This window comes from Pseudoalteromonas sp. ESRF-bin5 (genome assembly GCF_002632075.1).
GTDB lineage: Bacteria > Pseudomonadota > Gammaproteobacteria > Enterobacterales > Alteromonadaceae > Pseudoalteromonas > Pseudoalteromonas marina.
Map to the genome: position 1 here is coordinate 1 of NZ_NTLW01000087.1, position 21,283 is coordinate 21,283.

Genomic DNA, 21,283 nt, shown 5'->3' on the forward strand with positions numbered 1-21,283 from the left:
CATTTATAAGTGCGTGGGATCATTGTGATGTCAGTTTTTTAAATGAACCTAAAGACGAATGGCAAGAACCACTGCAAGACTTTAAATTACGTTTATCTAAAGTAAAAGTTGGAAATCGAGGGCGTGAGATTCTTGATAAACTCATGCCAGCCATGCTTAAACAGCTAAGCGACTTTAATGCCAGTGCCATAGTATTTGGTACTGTGTGCCAAATTCTTAATAAAATTATTTCGCGTACTGCCTACTTAGAATTGCTATATGAAAACCCTGGCACGTTAAAGCAGTTAGTTTCTTTGTGTTGTCATAGTAAGTGGATTGGCGAGCATATTTCTCGTTACCCAATTTTGCTTGATGAATTAATTGACCCTGCCGTGCTTTATAAACCAACACCACTTAGCGCTTATAAAGACGAAATACGTCAATATTTTTTACGCATAGAGCACGACGATTTAGAGCTACAAATGGAGTCGTTAAGGCAGTTTAAACAAACTCATCAATTACGGATAGCTGCCGCAGATGCCACTGGCGTTTTGGATGTTATGAAAGTAAGCGATCACTTAACCTCTTTGGCAGAAGCTATAGTCGAGCAGGCCGTAAACATTGCATGGCATAACACGGTAAAGCGCTTTGGCATGCCGCCAAACACTGACAATGAACACAAGGGTTTTGCCGTTATTGCCTATGGTAAAACGGGTGGTTTTGAAGTGGGCTACGACTCAGATTTAGATCTTGTGTTTGTTCACAATCACGATGGCTCGAGTCAAACCAATGGCGATAAAGCGATTGATTCTCGGCAGTTTTATTTAAAACTTGCCCAACGTTTAATGCACTTATTTAATACGCGAACGGCGTCGGGTATTTTATACGAGTTAGATACACGTCTTCGCCCAGAGGGTGCTTCGGGTTTACTTGCTATCAATTTAGAGAGCTTTAATCACTATCAACAAACACAAGCGTGGACATGGGAGCACCAAGCGCTGGTTCGTGCTCGTATTATTTTAGGTCAAAATGAGTTAGAAGAACGCTTTTCGCAAATACGTAAAAATATACTTTGCCAAGCGCGTGAAACGGCTGTGTTAAAAGATGATGTCATTAAAATGCGAGAGAAAATGCGTGGCCACCTTGCAAAAGGTAACACGCAGTTATTTGACCTAAAACAAGATGCTGGTGGCATGGCCGACATTGAATTTATTACGCAATACCTTGTTCTTAAAAATGCACACGATAGCGAGCAACTAAGCGTATTTTCAGATAATGTAAGAATACTTACTGATGCTGCTAAAATAGGCTGTATTACAAAAGAGCAAAAGCAGCAGTTAATTAAAGCGTATATTGACTACCGTTCGTGTTACCACGTACTCAGCTTAGATCAGCAAGGAAAGTTAGTTGAACGCGAGCAGTTTTTACAAGACATCACTAATGTGACTGCCATTTGGAAAGCGGTTTTTGAGCTGTAGGATTTGTTCAATCATATTTGTTTGCTTTATAAGCAAACACGCTCTAAGTGATGTGCTTTGATAAAAAATCACGCAATAGAGTGATTTTTTATCTAACTCAAATGTTGAGTTTTAAGCAGTTAGCACGCACAAACTCAGAGGGCAATTCAGTAATTACTGCCGCTCTTTGCTTATTACAAAAGTAGGTGTAAACCTCATGTTCAAAGTCATCATTTATAGCTCTGCCTACTTGGTACAGGGCTGAGGTGAAATTACTGTCGACCCTAAAATGATCTTTAACGACATAGTCTTTACTTAAGTACCAATAGAGCTCAATGCCTTCGCTTTTAGCATACTCAACTAAAACATCTTTCAATGTTGAACCGTTTTCGAAGCGCCTAGGCTCCACACTTCCTGTCCAACTTGCTGGCATGGGGGTAACAGTGCGCGTACGCTCAGCTAAAACTCTATCGACAGTTTGATCTGGCTTTTTTAAACTCAATACGTATTGGTCGCGCTCTTTGTTGCTTTTAACTTGATTTCGAATCGAGGCATAAAAGCGAGATAATCCTTCGGCAGCGGCATTTTTAGATTCTTTTAAATCTAATGTTGGAACATTTCCCATTAAAAAGTACGCAGCAAGCGCTATTAATATGACTGCAAATGACAAGTACCTAATCCAAAACCACATTACAACAACCACCCTTATTTGTTCCTGTTATTGTTATACCATTACTATTTGTAAAATGAAGGAGTATTTTTATCTGGTCGCGTTTTAAAACGGCGATGTAGCCACATGTATTGTTCTGGTGCGGCATTAATTGATAATTCCATGCGTTGATTAACACGCGTGACATCGGCTTTATCATCACCGCTTGGGAAGTTTTCAAGCTCTGGAATAATTTCTAAGTGGTACTTTCCATTTTCGTCTCGGCGGGTAATCAAACTCATTGTTTCGCAATTTTTACTGCCAGCAAACATCAGTGTACCTGTTGTAGTTGCGGTGTCTTGCACTGCATAAAAAGGGACGAATTCGCAGCGGTTACGGCCATAGTCTTGATCGGGTAGGTAATAGCATACTTTTTTATTTTTTAAGGCTTTTAGTAAGCCTTTTACGTCTTTTTTACCGACCAAGTATTCATTAGAGCGAAGGCGGCCATTAGTTGTAAAGTACTCCATTAGTGGGTTGTTGTGCGGGCGGTAAAAACCGATACCCATACAGCCCAACCCCATTAATCGGCCTGCCATTTCAAGGTGTAAAACATGAGGTACTAGTAACAGTACGCCTTTTCCAGATTGTTGCACTCGTTCAAAATGTTCAAGCCCTTTTAAAGACCCTAAAGCTTTTTTCGCTCGCCACTGCGGCCACCACCATGCCATTCCGGTTTCAACCATCGCAATGCCAGTGTTTTCCATATTTTTTAGCACCAATGCTTTTTGATCTTCGTCGCTCATATCAGGAAAGCAGCGTTTAATATTTACTTCGGCAATGTGTCGGCGGCGTTTCATGTATTTATGAACTAAACGGCCAAGTAGTTTGCCCAGGGCTAATTGAAGTTTTTGCGGAAGCCAAGAAATTAGGTATAAGAAAAAAACGCCAATCCACGTTAGCCAGTATCGAGGGCCTAAAAAAGATGCTTTAAAAGGAGATGAGGTGACCACAAAAATTGCTCTAAAATTAAAAACGCTAGTTTAACGCTAAGCGCTGTAAAATACAAAAAGCCAGCATGTAGCTGGCTTTGTATGTGTTTTGTGACTGTTTAGGCTGCTTTTAAACCCTGGTTTATAGCTACTAGGTCTTTGCTTGTTAGTGTACCCGCTGCTTGCTTTAAGCGCAGAGTAGACAGGACATAACGATAACGTACATCAGCAAGGTTACGTTTAGCATTGTATAGGTTTTGTGTGCTTACAAGTACATCAACAATTGTACGCGTACCAACCTCAAAACCTGCCTCTGTTGCTTTTAAAGCACTTTGGGCAGAAACAACAGCTTGCTCTAACGCTTTGTAAGTTGCAATGTCAGACACTACTTGATTGTAAGACGTAATAACCGTGCGGGTAATTGCGCGGTAATTGGCTTCGTAATCTTGGCTAGCTGCAACGTAAAATGCACGTGCTTGATCGGTAGCTGCTACTGTTGCACCCCCAGAGTATAAAGGCAGGCTAAAGTTAAGGCCTACCGAGGTTGAGTTTGCACGAGGTTGTCTAGTTAGGCTTGTACCATTTCTGTCTGCGTCTGTTAAAGAGTCGCCATAACTTGCGCTTAGGGTTAGCTTTGGATAGTGGCCCGCTCTTGCCAGTTTAATTTGATCTTGGGCTATATCTACGGTTACTTTAGCAACTTGCAAGCTAATATTTTTATCTTTAGCAATATTTAAAAAGTCGCTAGAGTCTCGAGCTGGCTTAGTTGTAGAAAATGTCTCTGTATTTAAAAAGTCTAACTTAGCGTGGTATTTACCCGTAATTTCTCGTAGTTGCTCACGCGCTGTTTCTACTGAGTTATTAGCAATAATTTCTTGTGCAACAGAGTTGTCGAACTGTGCTTGTGCTTCGTGTACATCGGTAATTGCCGTTAAACCAACAGCATAACGTTGTTTAGTTTGTTCAAGCTGGCGTTCGATGGCGCGTTTTTCCGTTTTAATAAATTCAAGGTTATCAATCGCACTTAAAACGTTAAAGTAGCCTTCAGCAACACGAACAATTAAGTTTTGTTTAGCCGAGTCGTATTGAGCATTTGCTTGCAACGCTTGTTTGTCTGCAATGTCTAACGAGTTCCATGCGCCTAAGTCGAATAAGGTTTGGCTTAAGCTAAGACCACGGGTGAATTGATCAGAGTCGCTTTCAACTTTTTCATCCACACTTTCAAAAGAGGTTGAGTCACTTTTTGTGTAACCCATTGTTAAACCAATTTGCGGCAATAATGCAGCCATTGCAGTATCTGCTTGGTAAGATTGTGCATCTGCTTGGGCTTTTGCTTTTAAAACGGTAGGATCGTTGGCCGTTGCAATTTCAAAAACTTGTAGTAAATCTTCAGCGTTTGCTGCTGTTGTGCCTAATGCGCATGATAAACTAACTAGCGCCGCAAGAATGTTCTTTTTCATGTGTTGTTCGGTCCTTAGACAATTTTTATACTAAAACCATGGTAACCTGTTTTACGTAATAACTAAAAATAAAAAGAGTAAAACAGTGCGTCGAAATGTAACAGAATATATTAACGTACTTCAAAGTTTTTAATAAGTAGAGGATGCTTACGTGCCAGATAAAAAACTTGTTCAGTTTACGCATAAAGATGTCAGCGTAAAGCCGGTCAAAAATTTGTATAAAGGCTTTTTTCAGGTTGATTTGTATCAGTTTGAACATGCCTTGTTTGCGGGCGGTAAATCAGAACTTATTAGTCGCGAGATTTTAGAGCGTGGAGACGCCATTGCTGTGTTGCCTTACGACCCCATATCAGACACTGTGCTTTTAATAGAACAAATACGTATAGGGGCTATTAAAAGCAAACATTCACCTTGGCTACTAGAATGTATTGCTGGAATGACTGACGGTAGTGACGATTATGAATCGGTCGTAAAGAAAGAAGCGTATGAAGAAGCTGGGCTTAATTTAACAGAGCTTGAATTTATGCTTTCGTATCTTTCAAGCCCAGGTGGTACAACAGAGCGGTTACATTTATACCTAGCACGAGCCGATTTAAGTGACGTTGAATCTGGTGTGTATGGCCTTGAAACCGAAGGTGAAGATATAAAAACTCACGTACTCAGCGTTGATGATGCGCTAACTCGCCTCAACAATGGTGAAATGGATAATGCTGCAACCGTTATTTGCATGCAGTGGCTTGCACTTAACCATGAAAAAATGAAACACAAGTGGACAGACTCTTCTTCATAGCCACAAATTGGCTCACAGTATAATGGTGGTATTTTGACAGTACAATTAGCAACAAATAGATATATCCAAAGCCTCCCAAAGTATTTAACGCTTTGTGAGCACAACTACTTACGACTTTTAAAATTGTTACCGGCTGAACGAGCGATTGGCTGCAGCCGAGAAGTGAAGTTGGGGAACAGTGAGTTTGCGACTAAGGTTGATGGCAGTGCAAAATACACTATGGATATTTCTATTAAGCAGCTAAGCGGCATGGTAAAGGGGATTGCACCGCTTTATTTAACTGTGAGGTTGTATCACGATGCTAAAGTGGCTGAAATTATCCATCACGATTATCATCAGCGTATTAAGCCTTCTTATGGTTACCCTAATCCAAAAATGCATCAAAAAGATGAAAAATATCAACTTAATGCATTTTTATACGACTGGCTTGTAGCCTGTGTAGAACACGGACAAGCAACGCTGAATTGGGATGTAAATAATGGCTTGGTTTGATGAACCTTACCTCGTTGATAAGTCGTCGTTACGCATAGCACATATTACCGATTGTCATTTATTCTCAAATAAAGCAGGTGAGTACTTTGGCGTAAATACGGCGAATTACTTTGAACAGGCGCTGGCTCATATGGCTAAGCAATCCCTTGATTTTGTAATATTTGGCGGCGACCTTACGCAAGATCATAGCCCAGAGTCCTATTTTTTATTTAGTGAGCTGATTAACCAAAGTGATTTAACATGCCCTGTTTTTTGGGTTCCAGGTAACCATGATGACATCGCTCAGCTTAACCGAATGAGTGGTGGGCAAATAAATTGCGCTAAACATATAGTGGCAAATGGCGTTGAGTTACTTCTTATTAATTCTAAAGGGCCAACGCCTGCAGGGTGGGTAACAGGCACGCATTTGAATGAAATTACCGAACAGCTGTTTGCTTCGGCGAGTTCCAAAATTATGTTTTGTCACCATAACCCACTCCCTATTGATGGCTACCTAGACAAACACATGCTCGAAAACGGGCCGCAATTACTTAATATTTTAGTTAATAGCGAAAACGTTTTAGGCTTGTTTCATGGTCATGTTCATAACGAATACATTCAAACGTTTAGAGCGCTTCCCATTTACGCGACCCCAGCCAGTTCAGTGCAGTTTAAAAAACACAGCCCCGAATGGATACAGCAAGACCATGGGCCAGCATACAGGCTGATATGTATCAGCACGAAAAAAGAGAATATAAGCACAGATATGGAAGTAGTATGGCTAAACGGGTAATCTATATTCATGGTTTTAATAGCTCAGATAAATCATATAAAGCTGTGCGCTTTGGCGAGCTTATGGCACACTATGACGTTGACTATTGTGTACCGTGCCTAAACCATGAGCCCATACAAGCCATCATAGCGCTTGAGCAATTACTTACACCTAATACTGTTTTATTAGGAAGCTCATTAGGCGGATTTTTTGCCACGTATTTATCGCAGCGTTATCAAATTCCTGCTGTGGTTATAAATCCCGCGGTTGCGCCATACACTTTATTAAAGCCGTTGCTTGGTTTAAATTATAATCCGTATCAAGATTATCATTATGAATTGAATAGCAGCCACATAGCGGCTTTAAAAGCGTTGGCTGTTGATGACCTAAAGCACCCTGAATTACTGTATTTATTACAGCAAACAGGCGATGAAGTGTTAAATTTTCAACACGCAGTAAACTATTATTCGCAATGTAAGCAGAGGATCGAGTTTGGTGGCGATCATAGCTATCTTGGCTTTGAACTAACCTTTGCAAGTATTGTAGATTTTCTTAAAATCACGTAAAACTAGTTAAGCATAGCCTTAGCGCATATAAAGATAAAAACTATGAGTGATCAAAATTATAACGCCGAAGCCATTGAAGTACTTAATGGATTAGATCCGGTAAAAAGACGCCCCGGGATGTACACCGATACTGTGCGCCCAAATCATTTAGGCCAAGAAGTAATCGATAACAGTGTCGATGAAGCTATGGCGGGCCATGCAACTAAGATTGACGTAATTCTACACGAAGATAACTCGCTTGAAGTCAGTGATGATGGTCGTGGTATGCCCATTGATATTCACCCAGAGGAAGGTATTCCAGGTATAGAGCTTATTTTTACTAAGCTGCATGCCGGGGGGAAATTCTCAAACAAAAACTATCAGTTTTCAGGTGGTTTACATGGGGTAGGTATTTCAGTTGTAAATGCATTATCTACACGTGTAGAAGTAACGGTTCGCCGTGATGCACAGCAATACAGAATGGCCTTTGAAAACGGCGATAAAGTTGAAGATTTAAACGTTATAGGCACTGTTGGTAAACGTAACACCGGGACTACCGTGCGCTTTTGGGCTGATGCCAGCTATTTTGACTCTGCTAATTACTCTATTACTAAGCTTAATCATTTATTAAAAGCCAAAGCGGTACTTTGCCCTGGTTTGCGTATTAAGTTTGTTAATAAACAAACAAAAGAAACGCAAGAATGGTTTTACGAAACCGGCTTAAAAGATTATTTAATTGAAGCGGTTAAAGGTTTCGAAACGCTGCCACAAGACCCATTTGTGGGTGAGTTTAAAAGTGCTATTGAAGGTGTTGATTGGGCTGTGGTATGGCTGCCAGAGGGTGGTGAATCTATCGCTGAAAGCTATGTAAACCTAATCCCCACTGCGCAAGGCGGTACGCATGTTAATGGTTTACGCCAAGGCTTACTTGAGGCCATGCGCGAGTTTTGTGAATTTAGAAACCTATTACCTCGTGGTGTAAAACTTACCCCAGACGATATATGGGAGCGCTGTAGTTATGTGCTTTCGGTTAAAATGCAAGACCCTCAGTTTGCCGGCCAAACAAAAGAAAAACTGTCTTCACGCACGTGTGCGGCACTTGTTTCGGGTGTTGTAAAAGATGCATTTAGCCTTTGGTTAAATGAACATACAGATATAGCAGAGTTGTTAGCTGAGCTGTGTATATCAAACGCACAAAGTCGTTTAAAAGCCGCTAAAAAAGTAGTGCGAAAACGCGTTACAGCGGGACCTGCATTACCGGGTAAACTTACCGACTGTAGCGCAGCAGATAACGACCGTACTGAACTATTTTTAGTAGAGGGTGACTCTGCTGGTGGCTCGGCTAAGCAAGCGCGAGATCGTGAGTTTCAAGCAATAATGCCGCTGCGTGGTAAAATTTTAAATACGTGGGAAGTTGAGTCAGGGCAAATATTAGCATCGCAAGAGGTGCATGATATTTCGGTGGCTTTAGGGATCGATCCTGATTCAGCCGACATGAGCGGGCTTCGCTACAATAAAATTTGTATATTGGCCGATGCTGACTCTGATGGTCTTCACATTGCCACACTGTTATGTGCTTTGTTTGTTCGACACTTTCCGCAGTTAGTAAAAACAGGTCATGTATACGTAGCAATGCCACCACTATTCAGAATAGATATTGGTAAAGAGGTATATTACGCCTTAGATGAAGATGAAAAAACTAGTATTTTGGCCCGTATTGAAGCAGAAAAAAAACGCGGTAAAGTAAACGTACAGCGTTTTAAAGGATTGGGTGAAATGAACCCACTGCAACTTCGCGAAACCACCATGGATCCAAATACAAGACGTTTAGTTCAGCTAACACTTGATGAAGAAGTTCAAACCATGGAAATGATGGATATGTTACTTGCTAAAAAGCGTTCGCCAGACAGGCGCCAATGGTTAGAAGATCATGGTAACAAGGCACAAGTATAATGATGCGTGTTGGCCACTAGGAGATAGAAATGAATAAACTACTAGCAAGTGTATTGTTACTAAGTTTAATAAGTGCGCCTGCAATGGCTAAAAACATACTAGACAAGCTTAGTGTTGAGCCTGGTTTTGAACTTAGTTTATTTGCAGACGACGTTGAAAATGCGCGCCAAATTGCAGTATCAAAAAAAGGCATTGTTTACGCAGGCTCGCGCAAAGCAGGTAATGTGTATGCGCTTATCGATCATAATAGCGATGGCGTAGCCGATAAAAAAATTGTGATTGCAGAGGGTTTAAATATGCCCTCAGGGCTGGCTATTAAAGATGGTGATTTATACGTAGGTGAAGTGCATCGTATTATTCGCTTTAAAAAGATAGACACCCAATTAAAAGATCCAAAGTTTGATGTGATCTACAACGCATTGCCTTCAGAGCGTCACCATGGCTGGAAGTTTTTACGTTTCACACCCACAGGCGAATTGCTTATTCCTGTCGGTGTACCGTGTAATATTTGCGCCGAAGACGAGCGCTTTGGTCGTATTTTTTCACTAAACGTAGAAACCAAGCAAATTAAAACAATAGCGCAGGGCGTTCGAAATACCGTTGGTTTTGATTTTCATCCAAGTACTCAGGCTTTGTGGTTTAGTGATAATGGCCGCGACATGATGGGCGATGATATTCCACCAGATGAAATAAACCGCGTAAGTAAAGAAGGGGAGCACTTTGGGTTCCCTTATATTCATGCCGGTGCGATTAGTGATCCTGAATTTGGTAAGGGAAAAAATATTGCTGATTACACGTCTCCTGCGCTCGCATTGCCTGCCCATGTGGCACCACTAGGTATTCATTTTTACAACGCAAAACAATTCCCAGCAAGCTACAAAGAGCAGTTATTTGTTGCTGAACATGGCTCATGGAATCGTAGTAAAAAAGCAGGCTACAAAGTAGCTATAGCCACAATAGAGCAAGGCCGTGTGACTAAATACACGCCGTTTATTACCGGCTTTATGAAAGACGAAACAACATTTGGACGCCCAGTTGCATTTGCAGAGTTAGGTGACGGCAGTCTGTTAGTAAGTGACGATTACGCCAATGTAATCTACCGCGTAAGCTATAAGAAAAACTAGGTAAGCTTTAATGAGTGATACAGATACCTTGCTAATGCAAGGAATAGAGCAACAAACAATGGGGCGCTTTACTGAAGACGCCTATTTAAACTATTCCATGTACGTGATCATGGATCGTGCTTTGCCACATGTTGGTGATGGCTTAAAACCAGTGCAGCGTCGTATTATTTACGCGATGAGCGAATTAGGCTTATCGGCCGCAGCTAAATACAAAAAGTCAGCTCGTACCGTGGGTGACGTACTCGGTAAATATCACCCTCATGGCGATAGTGCTTGTTACGAAGCCATGGTACTTATGGCGCAACCGTTTTCGTATCGCTATCCACTTGTCGATGGTCAAGGAAACTGGGGTGCTGCTGATGATCCAAAATCATTTGCTGCAATGCGTTATACTGAAGCGCGTTTATCTAAGTTTTCTGAAGTACTGCTTAAAGAGCTTGGCCAAGGCACAGTAGATTGGACACCAAACTTTGATGGTACACTAGACGAACCGGTTGTATTGCCCTCACGCTTACCGCATATTTTACTTAATGGCATTACTGGTATTGCTGTTGGTATGGCAACTGATATTCCGCCTCATAACGTGAGAGAAGTAGCCAGTGCATGTTGTTTATTACTCGATAAACCAAAGACAGAGCTTGATGAATTATTAGAGCTAGTACACGCACCTGACTACCCAACCGATGCAGAAATAATTACCCCAAAAGCCGACATTCATAAAATATATAAAACCGGTCGAGGCTCAATTAAAATGCGTGCGGTGTATACCGAAGAGCAAGGCGATATAGTGATCACCGCGCTTCCGCATCAGTGTTCAGGCGGTAAAGTACTTGAGCAAATAGCAGCGCAAATGAACGCGAAAAAACTGCCTATGATTGCTGATTTACGTGACGAGTCAGATCACGAAAATCCAACACGTATAGTGATTATACCGCGCTCTAATCGTATTAAAGCTGAGCCATTAATGGCTCACCTGTTTGCGACCACCGATTTAGAGAAAAACTACCGTGTTAACTTAAACATGCTCGGGCTAGATGGCCGCCCGCAAGTCAAAGACCTGCGTAGTATTTTAAGTGAATGGCTCATGTTTAGGCGCGAAACTGTTCGTCGTCGTTTGCAGTATCGTTTAGATAAAGTACTCGCACGCTTACATATTTTAGAAGGCTTATTAGCAGCATTCTTAAATATTGATGAAGTGATTGAAATTATTCGTAGTGAAGATAAGCCAAAGCCTATTTTAATGCAGCGCTTTGATTTAACCGATATACAAGCAGAAGCTATTTTAGAGTTAAAACTTCGCCATTTAGCTAAACTTGAAGAGTTTAAAATTCGTGGTGAGCAAGACGAGCTTGCTAAAGAGCGTGATAAATTAGAACTCACGCTTGGTTCAGACCGCCGTATGTCAACGTTGCTTAAAAAAGAAATTCAAGAAGCGGCAGAAATGTATGGCGACGATCGTCGTTCTCCTGTTATCGAGCGCTCGGAAGCTAAAGCCCTTAATGAAAAAGATTTAATTCCATCAGAATCAGTGACTGTTGTTCTTTCTGACAAAGGGTGGGCACGCGTTGGTAAAGGTCATGACTTGGATGCAGAAGGTTTAAGTTACCGCTCAGGCGATGCCTACAGAGCTTCAGCTCGCGGTAAGAGTAATCAGCCCGCCGTATTTTTAGATTCAGCAGGGCGTGCATTTGCAACTGATGCACATAGTTTACCGTCGGCACGTAGCCAAGGCGAGCCAATGACTGGGCGTTTTAACTTAACAACAGGTGCAAATTTTGAGCACGTTGTTATGGCTGAAGATAGCCAAGTATTACTTATGGCATCGGACGCGGGTTACGGTTTTATCACTGATTTTAAAGATCTTGTGAGTAAAAACAAAAACGGTAAAGCGTTAGTGAGTGTGCCTAAAGGCGGTATTTTACTCAAACCAATTAGAGTGAGCGATGTAGCTAGCGATTACTGTATGGCTATTTCTAATGAAGGACGCATGCTTTTATTTCCACTACGCGATTTACCTAAACTAGGTAAAGGTAAGGGGAATAAAATTATTTCTATCCCTGCTGCAAAGGTACAGGCTCGTGAAGAGTTTGTGAAAGTACTGGCTGTTGTCCCTCTAGGAAGTAGCGTTACATTGCATGCCGGTAAACGCAAGCTAACCCTTAAACCAACAGATTTAGAGCATTACCATGGTGAACGAGGTCGTCGAGGTAACAAGTTACCGCGAGGCTTGCAGCGTGTTGATGAAGCCGTTGTTGAGCTAACGCCTCAAGATGAAGAGCCTGTTGAAAGTACAGCAGATGAATCATAAGCTCTGAGCTCACGTATTACGGCCTGCAATTGCAGGCCGTTTTTGTTTTTAGAGCCCAATTTTTACCATTTTATTGTTATGTGTTGAGCAATTAATTTTAGCATTGACTCTATTTCAGCGTACAGTTGTTCGCTATTGTCTCGTCTGTGTCACAAAATAACGCTATAATAGTGTCATAGTGCGTAATGACATGCGCACCGCACACAATTGATTTGGAGAACGAGTTTGTTAGCTGTAATACGTGTTTTTATTATGTTTATGTTTATATTATTGAGTTGTATTTTTGGTTTATTACTTTCATTAGTCAGGCCTTTTCACCCAAATAATGTTCACATAATTGCAGGTTGGTTTGGTTCTATGGCCAAAATGATCGGTGTTAAATTAGTGCTGACACGCCATCAAGATGCTGAGAATATTGGCCCTGCAGTGTACGTTGCAAATCATCAAAATAGCTATGATTTATTTACAGTACCAGCAATGGTACCAAAAAACTGTGTAAGCCTTGGTAAAAAGAGCCTAAAGTGGATCCCATTTTTTGGCCAACTTTATTGGCTGTCGGGCAATATTTTAATAGATAGAGCGAATCGTTCAAAAGCGGCTGGTACTATTTCAAAAGCAGCTGAAAAAATTAAGAAAAATGGGTTATCTATATGGGTATTTGCAGAAGGTACACGAAGCTATGGGCGCGGTTTATTACCTTTTAAAACAGGTGCTTTTCATACCGCGATGAGTGCGGACGTGCCAGTGGTTCCCGTGTGTATGAATACAACGCATAAAACCATTAAGCTAAATCGTTGGGATAATGGTACAATTTACATCGAAATGTTAGCGCCTATATCACTTGATAAAAGTATAAGTGCGCGAGAGCACGCTCAAAACGTACATACTGTTATGGCTGCTAAAATAAACGAATTAGATGCTCAAGTGAGAGAGAAATAATGGAAAACTGGCGCGAAATAAGTGAAGACATCGTAAGTTCACTACTTGAAGATGGATCAGATCCTGAAATACTTTATGAAGTAGAGCACCACTTTGTGTGTGAAGACTTCCCTAAACTAGAGCAAGCCGCATTGGCTGCTTTTAAATTAGGCTACGATGTTGAAGAGCCAGCAGAGCTTGAGCTTGAAGACGGCAGCAAAATTTGGAGCTTCGACATAGTCGTAGAAGCTGAGCTAGACGTAGACGTCATTATGGAAGACGTTGATAAACTAGCAGCACTTGCTGTCGAATGCGACGTTGAGTACGACGGTTGGGGCACTTACTTTCAAGAGTAATTAGCGACTCAAGTATGAAAAATAAAAAAGGCGAGCATTTAATAATGCGCGCCTTTTTAGTTTTTAATTGATGGCTATATAAGGTTCATATCAATACTTAATAAACTAGAAGGGCTAAACCTGGGAGGCAATGGTTTAAACTTAGGTATTTAGAATAACAAAATATTTGCCCTGTCATCGACATTATTTTTCAGCCTCCAGATAGATTATTTAATACTATTAGAGCCACTTTTTATTTTTAAAATACACACCAATACCACCAGTAAGTATCACTAAAAAAACAATAAACAGCGTAAATGCATAGGGGTTGTCTGTACCAGGAATTCCCCCAACGTTTACCCCAAGCAAACCTGTTAAAAAGCCTAGCGGTAAAAACAAGGCAGCTACTACCGACATCACATACATACGTTGGTTTAGCTGCTCAGAAACATGGTTAGTAACTGTTTGTTGAATAATTTGTGCACGCTCTATTGAGCTGTCTAGCTCTTCAAGGTAGCGAATAAGTAAGTTAGTGGTTTCGTTTAGCTTTGCCTTATCGTCATCTAAAAGCCACTCATAATGACCGTTTACCATTGTAGTGAGCGCCTCTTTTTGAGGCTTTAAATAACGCTTAAGCGCAATAGTTTGGCGGCGTAACTGCGATAGCGCTTGGTTGTCAAAACGCTTACTTGGCTCGTCTATTTCTTCTTCAAAGCCATCAAGTGTTTCATCTAACGAGTTAATAACACTTTGCATACGTGAAGTTAGCTTTTGTGTAATAGCACACACAAGCTCTGATATAGAACACGGGCCTTTATTGTCTTTTAACGAACAAAGTACATCGTCAATAGATAAAAGGCGACGCTTACGCGAAGTGATGACTATATTTTCGTTAATAAATAAACGTACCGACACCATGTCTTCTGGGCTTTGCGCCGGGTTTAAGTTTACACCGCGCAAAAACAGCAAGTGCCCATTTGTAGACTGAGTGATACGTGGGCGTGTTTCATCTGCCGTAAATGACTCTAGCTCATAATCGGTTAAAAGCTCACAGTGTTTGAGCCAGTTCACAACATCGGGTTGGCTATAATCCATATGGACCCATAATTTGCCTTGCTCAGGTTGCCAGTTGTGAAGATCTTCGCTGCTTTGTATAGCGCGAGCACCGCCTTTTTCATCAAGCACTAGGGCGTGAAGCAAACCGTTAATCATAATAATGTCTCATAATAGTGTAATTTTAATACTATAAACTATAGTGTATCTAACTGACCAAAACATATTTACTTTTAATAAGTTAAGGTACTTTTTAAATTATTGGTCTAGCTTAAATGCTGGTTTGATTATATTGCAGCAAGACGTGCATTGTGAGACTAATAGACATTAAAGATCAATCAAATTGATTCATCAGTAAGATAAATTTATTTTGTTGGTCTTTTTATTTCTATAGCGTATAAACCTCTTTTTTACAAAGGGCACATTTATGACGACAAAAATAACAATAGGTTGGCGTGAGTGGTTAAGTTTACCTGAGCTTGGTATTGAGCGGATCAAGGCTAAAGTTGACACTGGTGCGCGTACTTCATGTATTCATGCTATTAACATTGAAGAATACGAAGTTGATGGCGAAAAGTGGGTTAAATTTATAGCTCAACCATTACAAGATGACGAAGAAACTCAAATTACTTGTAATGCTAAAGTGAAAAAAATGAAATACGTAACCAGCTCCAGTGGTGAAAAGCAATTGCGTTATTTTATAGAAACAACATTACACGCGGGTGAACATAGCTGGCCTATTGAAGTCACCCTCACAAGCCGCGCAACCATGAAGTTTAGAATGTTGCTAGGTCGAACAGCCATGGAGAATCGTGTCGTTGTTGACACGGCTTTATCTCATTTATTATAAAAAGTATTGGGCTTATGCTGCAAAAAAGCAGCCATTAAGCACTAATGCTGTAAAATTTAGTTAAGGTTTTAACTATGAAAATCGGTATTTTATCTCGTAACAGAAAGTTATATTCAACACGTCGTTTAATCGAGGCTGCAGAGGCTCGTGGGCACGAAGTGAAAGTAATAGACGCACTTCGCTCTTACATGAATATAAACTCTGAACAGCCGGAAATTCACTATCGTGGTGAAAATCTGAAAGATTTTGATGCAATTGTGCCGCGTATTGGCGCATCAGTCACCTTTTACGGCTGTGCAGTTTTACGCCAATTTGAAATGATGGGGGTATACCCTGTCAACGAATCTGTGGCTATTTCTCGTTCGCGCGATAAATTACGCTCATTGCAGTTATTGTCACGCAAGGCCGTAGGCATGCCTGTTACAGGTTTTGCGAGCAAACCTGATGACGTGAAAGATTTACTCGAAATGGTTGGCGGTGCACCGGTTGTGATTAAGTTACTAGAGGGCACACAAGGTATTGGTGTTGTACTTGCTGAAACGCGCAAAGCGGCTGAAAGCGTAATTGAAGCTTTCATGGGCTTAAAAGCTAACATTATGGTTCAGGAATATATTAAAGAAGCGGGTGGTGCGGATATTCGCTGTTTTGTGTTAGGCGATAAAGTAATTGCAGCGATGAAGCGCCAAGCGCAAGAAGGTGAGTTCCGTTCAAACCTTCACCGTGGTGGTAGCGCTACACTAGTTCGTATTACGCCTGAAGAGCGTAAAACCGCCGTTGCTGCAGCAAAAGCTATGGGCTTAAATGTAGCAGGTGTAGATTTACTTCGCTCATCTCGTGGGCCTTTAGTGATGGAGGTTAACTCATCACCAGGTCTTGAAGGTATAGAAATAGCAACAGGTAAAGACATTGCTGGCATGGTGATTGATTTCATCGAAAAAAATGCCTCAATCAAAGGAACCGCAACTCGTGGCAAAGGTTAAAATTAACCGTCCTTTCACTTTATTAGGTGAAAGCATTGGTGTTGGTGAACGCAAAACGTTAGCTTTAGAAGCTGCAAAGCTTTATACCCACTCACCCCTTAATATACCAATAGAGGTTGTTAATGGCGTAATGGAAGGCCCTGTACTGATGGTATGTGCCGCTATTCATGGTGATGAATTAAATGGGGTAGAAGTTGTACGTCAATTACTGGCTAAAATAGATCCAAGCCAGCTACGTGGCACGCTTATCGCGGTACCCATTGTTAACGTATTTGGTTTTATTCATAAGTCGCGCTATTTACCCGACCGTCGTGACATGAACCGCAGTTTTCCAGGTTCTGAAAGAGGGTCGCTAGCGGGTCGTATGGCGTATATGTTTTTTAATCAAGTTGCAGTACATTGCACACATATTATTGATTTACATACGGGCGCTATACACCGAACAAACTTGCCACAAATACGTGCAAATTTGGCGGATGAAGCTACGGCGCAGATGGCCAAAGCCTTTGGCACACCAGCAGTAATAGATGCGTCATTGCGTAATGGTTCACTAAGAAGTGAAGCGGCGAATTTAGGTATACCGGTTATTACTTACGAAGCGGGTGAAGCGCTTCGTTTTGATCCGATAGCAATAGCCGCAGGTGTACAAGGTGTTGATTATGTAATGCGTCATTTAAAAATGATGCGTGGTAAACGCCCTAAAAAAATACCTGAGCCTATCATTGCGCGTTCAACAAGTTGGGTGCGTGCTGAAGTAGATGGTATTGTGCGCGCTCAAGTTTCGTTAGGAGAGCGTGTGACAAAAGGGCAAGTACTGGCGTTTATAAGTAGTCCACTTGGTGATTCTGAGCTAGAACTGCGTGCGCCACGAAGTGGGATTATTATAGGTCAGCAAACTATGCCATTAGTAAATGAAGGCGATGCTGTATTTCACATTGCTTACTTTGCAAACGACAATAGCGTGGTTGAGCAGCAGCTAGAAACATTTATTGATGGAATAAATGATTTAGAAGATGAGCTAAAAACTGCAGAGCTAAATAACTAATACTTAAGCAATTAGTAAAAAGCCGTTTTAATCATTAAAGCGGCTTTTTTTATATAAAAATTATGACTTTTTAGGGCCTATAATACGTTTAACAGCAGGTGCTTTTGATGGTTTAGGTTCTGCGTTTAAAACCAAAACAGGGCGGGTAACAAATAAGTTATTAGGGTAAATGACGCGGTGCCCATCAATATGCTCAAGTACGACATTCATTAAACCCATTTCGACAATTCGCCCTTCAATATGGTTTGCGCCATCGATAATGCGTACCCAAAAGCCAACACGGCAGTCGTTTTGAATAAACATTAATAAAAACGCGGTCAGGTTACTTAATAATGACCATGCTGCAAATAGCGCTACACCTAACATTGCAAATAGTGACGAGCCTAGAACCAATAATCCTCTTAGTTCAATACCCCAAAATACCAGCACTAAACATAACATGACAAAGGCAAGAATAATTTTAAGAAGTAACTCTGCGCGGTATTTACGGTGCAAATCAACTTTACCTTTAATGGCTTTTTCAAGTAGCTTTTTAGTTAGCTTTAAAAGCACTGGAAATAGTAACAAGGCAATAATGGTGACTATAAGTTTATATTGATTGGTGAGTAATTCTAAAACATCTAAAAATTCCAAAAGAGCGCCTTTTGCAGTTATGTGACAATTAAAAGTAGTAAATAAAGCAACGTGTTAGATGAGTCTTAACTAGCTTAAAGGCCTTAGTTTAGCGTGTTGTTTTGGTGCTAAGTAGCTATTTAAAAAGATTTTTTTACACTGACAAGCCACTGTACAGAGTCGACATCGTCGGCGCTATCTATGGGGGCGGCTATATCAAGGTGGATCATAGTTCCTGCATTTGCTCTACTTGGTGCTAGGCGCAAACCAACGCCTACATTTTTGAGAACATGATTATTTTCACCATTTGTTTGGTCATTAAACCATGCCCTACCAATATCTATAAAGCCTGCGCCACCTACTTTAAATAGTTGAAGCAAATCGTACTCCCAGTAGTAGCGTTTTTCTAGGCTCACTAAAAAGCTACGGTCGCCATGTTGGTAATCCATAGGGTAACCACGCAAGCCTGTTTCACCACCTAGGGTAAGCTGTTGGTCGGCGGTGAGGTTTTTTGCGTATTGTACGCGACCTTTGACATACCAAGACTGATCAACACTTGTATTTAGATAATATTGTACTTGCGATGTCGCTTTAAAGTTTTCGAGTTGCTTTTGTTCTTCGTTCCAAAACCCCTCTAGGTTCGTGCTAAAACGCCAAAGCGTATTATCGCCAGAAAAATGCGCTGTTTTAACATTAAGCGAATACACCAAGCGGCTATCGTCATCACTTAATGACTCATCTGAGTAACCGAGTAATGCTTGTGCATTCCAACCTAGGTTTAAATCTTCAGTGCGATAAATGCTGTCAAAATTACGCACCTTAATAAAATTATCCTCAAACCAATGGCCGCTAATATAGGGATAACTGTAGCTTCTATCTTTAGCTATAGGCTCAAACGTGGTTTGAATAGCATTAAATTTATGCTGCTCATCTACATAACCTAAGCTAATTCGCTGGGTCCATCTATTACTGAGTGCTTTTGAATGACCAATAAAAATGCGATTGAGTTCGGTTGTTTGATCAAATTCACTAATTTCTTTACCACGCCGATATAAGGATTCTTCTCGCTGCTCTGAGTAGCTTAAAATACCGTAGCTGTAAGGTGTGTCTATGGCATAAAATGGATAAGTAAGCTCAAGTAAATGACGCTTTCCATCGCTGTTATCGGCATACTCTACGCGACCACGGTAGCGGCTAGAAAAAATATTAGGATCGTCGTAAACAAATAAATAACCGCTGCGGTCGCTGTCGGTTGTACGAGAAAAAGACAACCTTTTACCCCAGCCAAACAAGTTTGATTCTCTAAAACCAATACTCGATTTATTTTCTCCACCGCTGCGGCTAAAGTTTATTTCTGGCAAGAGTGTCCATAAATCACGGGTAATTACTTTAACATCTATATCGCCATCACAGTTTTCTGTTGCGCTAATTTGTGCGTCGTATAGGTAGCTTTCTTTTCGCAGCAGGCGCTCCGATTCAGAAAGCTTTTTAGCATCGTAAATATCGCCAGAGTTAAAAAGCAGTAAATTTTTAATTACCTCAGGCTCAGTTTGAATGTGTGCGCGGTTAGCAAATCTAAACAGTGCGTTATTTTCTTCTTCCAGCGCAGTATTAAATACATTGAGTTGTTCTAGCGTAATAGTGGCAATTTTTGCATTTGGTTTTGTAGCAACGAGAAGCGTTTCATCGCTGAGTTGGCGACGTAGTTTTTCTTCACTCAAATGTATTGATGATTCAAGAGGGCAGCTACCAATGTTTGAAGGAAATTGCTCAGCAAAGGCGCAAGGCATTAATATAAAAAGACAAAATAACCCAACACTATAGGGCGAAAAACACGTATTACTAACCATTAAGCCTCTTATCTACTGCGTAGCAAACGACTACCGTGATATCAGCTTACATCATTGTTATTTAATTGTAAGTAAAAAGCATGGGTGTTAACAAAATAATTAATTTAGCTTAAGTAATAGGCCAGCGCTGCTAATAAGTGCTCAGCTTCAGGCCCTTCGCCGTTAATCCAAATACTTTGACTGTAATGCTCGTAATTTAAATTAAACGTTTGTTGGCTATAAGAAAAACGTACCTGATGCCTATCCGCTCCCGCCGAATACTCGCTAATAGCGATATCGTCTGAATGTAGGAATAAGGTACTCCACAGCTCAAAGTCTTCATCGTGTGGCGGCTCTGTTGGGGTAATGATGATGCATTGGTGCGTGTGGTCGTAATCTATTTTGCTCATAATTGGCTTATTGTGTGGCTAAGTAGTTGCGAATTGCTGTTAAAAAAGCTCCGCCGTATTTGTTTAACTTGGTAAAACCAACGCCTGACACTTTTAAAAACTCACTGTCGTTCGTGGGCATTAGCTGCGCCATTTCGGCTAACGTTTTATCATTAAATACCACATACGGTGGCACATCGTCGGCATCTGCAAGTTCTTTACGTAATGAACGCAAGCGAGCAAATAGTTTTTTATCGTAATTAAATTGCGCTAGCTTATCTTGATATACGTGTTTTGCTTGTAAGCGAGGTTCAGCTAATTGCAGCGCGTATTCGCTTTTTAATATAGCACGGGCGGCTTCGGTCAAGCGCAAAGAGGCGCCTTGTGTTATATCTTGGCTTAGTAATCCTTGGTGGATTAATTGGCGTAAAATACTTAGCCAAAACTCACTGCTTCTGTCTTTACCTATGCCGTAAGTGCTCAACTGATGGTGGTTGTTATCGCGAATACGACTCGTATTGGCGCCACGTAATAGCTCTACAATGTATCCTAAACCAAATCGCTGTTCAGCTCTGTATACACACGAAAGCGCTTGTTGGGCAACAAGCGTACCATCAAAGCTTTTTGGTGGGTTTAAGCAAATATCACAGTTACCACATTGCTCGCGTTGGTATTCACTAAAGTAGTTAAGTAGTATCTGACGGCGGCACGTTTGTGCCTCAGCAAAGCTTGCCATGGCATTAAAGCGCTGCTCTTCTACACGGCGACGTTG

The 21,283-nt window shown here is 41.0% G+C and carries 21 protein-coding genes; 13 read left to right on the forward strand and 8 right to left on the reverse strand.

The features are described from left to right. Positions 1-1,457: bifunctional [glutamate--ammonia ligase]-adenylyl-L-tyrosine phosphorylase/[glutamate--ammonia-ligase] adenylyltransferase (gene glnE / locus BCG07_RS04235; protein WP_286888856.1), on the forward strand; the 1,457-nt coding region annotated here is incomplete at its 5' end. Positions 1,458-1,554: 97 nt separating this feature from the next. On the opposite strand, the gene BCG07_RS04240 is transcribed toward glnE, so the two are convergent. The 3 genes from BCG07_RS04240 to tolC form a co-directional block, all read right to left on the reverse strand. After that, the gene (locus BCG07_RS04240; RefSeq protein ID WP_006793182.1) at positions 1,555-2,127 is read right to left on the reverse strand and encodes a toxin co-regulated pilus biosynthesis Q family protein; all 573 of its coding nucleotides are present in this window, start codon (positions 2,125-2,127) and stop codon (positions 1,555-1,557) included. A 44-nt stretch (positions 2,128-2,171) separates the two neighbouring features. Further along, positions 2,172-3,098: an LpxL/LpxP family Kdo(2)-lipid IV(A) lauroyl/palmitoleoyl acyltransferase gene (lpxL, locus tag BCG07_RS04245; RefSeq protein ID WP_277053637.1), complete on the reverse strand. Its 927-nt coding sequence runs from the start codon at positions 3,096-3,098 to the stop codon at positions 2,172-2,174. A gap of 98 nt (positions 3,099-3,196) precedes the next feature. After that, a complete protein-coding gene (tolC, locus tag BCG07_RS04250; protein ID WP_286888859.1) occupies positions 3,197-4,537 on the reverse strand; it encodes an outer membrane channel protein TolC in 1,341 nt (446 codons plus the stop codon). Between the two features lie 151 nt (positions 4,538-4,688). Between tolC and BCG07_RS04255 the strand changes: the two genes are divergently transcribed. The 9 genes from BCG07_RS04255 to rraB all read left to right on the forward strand — a co-directional run bounded on the left by BCG07_RS04255 (position 4,689) and on the right by rraB (position 13,774). Continuing rightward, the gene (locus tag BCG07_RS04255; protein WP_008110587.1) at positions 4,689-5,327 is read left to right on the forward strand and encodes an NUDIX domain-containing protein; all 639 of its coding nucleotides are present in this window, start codon (positions 4,689-4,691) and stop codon (positions 5,325-5,327) included. 33 nt (positions 5,328-5,360) lie between these two features. Further along, positions 5,361-5,819 carry a DUF1249 domain-containing protein gene (locus BCG07_RS04260; RefSeq protein ID WP_008128954.1) on the forward strand — a complete coding sequence of 153 codons (459 nt, stop codon included), beginning with the start codon at positions 5,361-5,363 and terminating at the stop codon, positions 5,817-5,819. After that, on the forward strand, positions 5,806-6,591 hold the full coding sequence (locus tag BCG07_RS04265; RefSeq protein ID WP_286888863.1) for a metallophosphoesterase: 786 nt from the start codon (positions 5,806-5,808) through the stop codon (positions 6,589-6,591). Before BCG07_RS04260 ends, BCG07_RS04265 begins: the two co-directional genes overlap by 14 nt. Then, positions 6,576-7,136, forward strand: a complete 561-nt coding sequence (locus BCG07_RS04270; protein WP_286888865.1) for a YqiA/YcfP family alpha/beta fold hydrolase — start codon at positions 6,576-6,578, stop codon at positions 7,134-7,136. The genes BCG07_RS04265 and BCG07_RS04270 overlap by 16 nt, the downstream gene beginning before the upstream one ends. Before the next feature lie 42 nt (positions 7,137-7,178). Continuing rightward, complete coding sequence (gene parE / locus BCG07_RS04275) at positions 7,179-9,068, forward strand: DNA topoisomerase IV subunit B (RefSeq protein WP_277053633.1); 1,890 nt, start codon at positions 7,179-7,181, stop codon at positions 9,066-9,068. Between the two features lie 29 nt (positions 9,069-9,097). Then, positions 9,098-10,192: a PQQ-dependent sugar dehydrogenase gene (locus tag BCG07_RS04280; protein WP_286888867.1), complete on the forward strand. Its 1,095-nt coding sequence runs from the start codon at positions 9,098-9,100 to the stop codon at positions 10,190-10,192. A 10-nt stretch (positions 10,193-10,202) separates the two neighbouring features. Continuing rightward, positions 10,203-12,500, forward strand: a complete 2,298-nt coding sequence (gene parC / locus BCG07_RS04285; RefSeq protein ID WP_243531643.1) for a DNA topoisomerase IV subunit A — start codon at positions 10,203-10,205, stop codon at positions 12,498-12,500. Between the two features lie 225 nt (positions 12,501-12,725). Continuing rightward, positions 12,726-13,439, forward strand: a complete 714-nt coding sequence (locus BCG07_RS04290; RefSeq protein ID WP_006793172.1) for a 1-acylglycerol-3-phosphate O-acyltransferase — start codon at positions 12,726-12,728, stop codon at positions 13,437-13,439. After that, positions 13,439-13,774, forward strand: a complete 336-nt coding sequence (rraB, locus tag BCG07_RS04295) for a ribonuclease E inhibitor RraB (protein WP_006793171.1) — start codon at positions 13,439-13,441, stop codon at positions 13,772-13,774. Before BCG07_RS04290 ends, rraB begins: the two co-directional genes overlap by 1 nt. Positions 13,775-13,993: 219 nt before the next feature. Here the strand turns inward: rraB and BCG07_RS04300 are convergent, their stop codons facing one another. Next, complete coding sequence (locus BCG07_RS04300) at positions 13,994-14,965, reverse strand: zinc transporter ZntB (protein WP_243531640.1); 972 nt, start codon at positions 14,963-14,965, stop codon at positions 13,994-13,996. 268 nt (positions 14,966-15,233) lie between these two features. Between BCG07_RS04300 and BCG07_RS04305 the strand changes: the two genes are divergently transcribed. The 3 genes from BCG07_RS04305 to BCG07_RS04315 all read left to right on the forward strand — a co-directional run bounded on the left by BCG07_RS04305 (position 15,234) and on the right by BCG07_RS04315 (position 17,681). Continuing rightward, positions 15,234-15,656, forward strand: coding sequence for an ATP-dependent zinc protease family protein (locus BCG07_RS04305; RefSeq protein WP_058552430.1), 423 nt, complete (start codon positions 15,234-15,236; stop codon positions 15,654-15,656). Positions 15,657-15,730: 74 nt separating this feature from the next. Further along, positions 15,731-16,636, forward strand: a complete 906-nt coding sequence (gene rimK / locus BCG07_RS04310) for a 30S ribosomal protein S6--L-glutamate ligase (RefSeq protein WP_243531639.1) — start codon at positions 15,731-15,733, stop codon at positions 16,634-16,636. Then, a complete protein-coding gene (locus BCG07_RS04315; protein WP_006793167.1) occupies positions 16,623-17,681 on the forward strand; it encodes a succinylglutamate desuccinylase/aspartoacylase family protein in 1,059 nt (352 codons plus the stop codon). The genes rimK and BCG07_RS04315 overlap by 14 nt, the downstream gene beginning before the upstream one ends. A 60-nt stretch (positions 17,682-17,741) precedes the next feature. Here BCG07_RS04315 and BCG07_RS04320 read toward each other — a convergent pair whose 3' ends face one another. The 4 genes from BCG07_RS04320 to BCG07_RS04335 all read right to left on the reverse strand — a co-directional run. Then, positions 17,742-18,314, reverse strand: coding sequence for a mechanosensitive ion channel domain-containing protein (locus BCG07_RS04320; RefSeq protein ID WP_006793166.1), 573 nt, complete (start codon positions 18,312-18,314; stop codon positions 17,742-17,744). 119 nt (positions 18,315-18,433) lie between these two features. Further along, the gene (locus BCG07_RS04325) at positions 18,434-20,083 is read right to left on the reverse strand and encodes a BamA/TamA family outer membrane protein (RefSeq protein ID WP_502694043.1); all 1,650 of its coding nucleotides are present in this window, start codon (positions 20,081-20,083) and stop codon (positions 18,434-18,436) included. Positions 20,084-20,247: 164 nt separating this feature from the next. Beyond that, positions 20,248-20,532: a DUF3630 family protein gene (locus tag BCG07_RS04330; protein WP_138739873.1), complete on the reverse strand. Its 285-nt coding sequence runs from the start codon at positions 20,530-20,532 to the stop codon at positions 20,248-20,250. A 7-nt stretch (positions 20,533-20,539) separates the two neighbouring features. Further along, on the reverse strand, positions 20,540-21,283 hold a 744-nt coding region (locus BCG07_RS04335), incomplete at its 5' end, for an RQC domain-containing protein (protein WP_286888875.1).

Coding starts and splice junctions, on each gene's coding strand:
- parE (WP_277053633.1), top strand. CDS start 7,179: ATGAGTGATCAAAATTATAACGCCGAAGCCATTGAAGTACTTAATGGA.
- BCG07_RS04270 (WP_286888865.1), top strand. CDS start 6,576: ATGGCTAAACGGGTAATCTATATTCATGGTTTTAATAGCTCAGATAAA.
- BCG07_RS04280 (WP_286888867.1), top strand. CDS start 9,098: ATGAATAAACTACTAGCAAGTGTATTGTTACTAAGTTTAATAAGTGCG.
- parC (WP_243531643.1), top strand. CDS start 10,203: ATGAGTGATACAGATACCTTGCTAATGCAAGGAATAGAGCAACAAACA.
- BCG07_RS04325 (WP_502694043.1), bottom strand. CDS start 20,083: ATGCCTTGCGCCTTTGCTGAGCAATTTCCTTCAAACATTGGTAGCTGC.
- rraB (WP_006793171.1), top strand. CDS start 13,439: ATGGAAAACTGGCGCGAAATAAGTGAAGACATCGTAAGTTCACTACTT.
- BCG07_RS04305 (WP_058552430.1), top strand. CDS start 15,234: ATGACGACAAAAATAACAATAGGTTGGCGTGAGTGGTTAAGTTTACCT.
- BCG07_RS04330 (WP_138739873.1), bottom strand. CDS start 20,532: ATGAGCAAAATAGATTACGACCACACGCACCAATGCATCATCATTACC.
- rimK (WP_243531639.1), top strand. CDS start 15,731: ATGAAAATCGGTATTTTATCTCGTAACAGAAAGTTATATTCAACACGT.
- BCG07_RS04265 (WP_286888863.1), top strand. CDS start 5,806: ATGGCTTGGTTTGATGAACCTTACCTCGTTGATAAGTCGTCGTTACGC.
- tolC (WP_286888859.1), bottom strand. CDS start 4,537: ATGAAAAAGAACATTCTTGCGGCGCTAGTTAGTTTATCATGCGCATTA.
- BCG07_RS04240 (WP_006793182.1), bottom strand. CDS start 2,127: ATGTGGTTTTGGATTAGGTACTTGTCATTTGCAGTCATATTAATAGCG.
- BCG07_RS04300 (WP_243531640.1), bottom strand. CDS start 14,965: ATGATTAACGGTTTGCTTCACGCCCTAGTGCTTGATGAAAAAGGCGGT.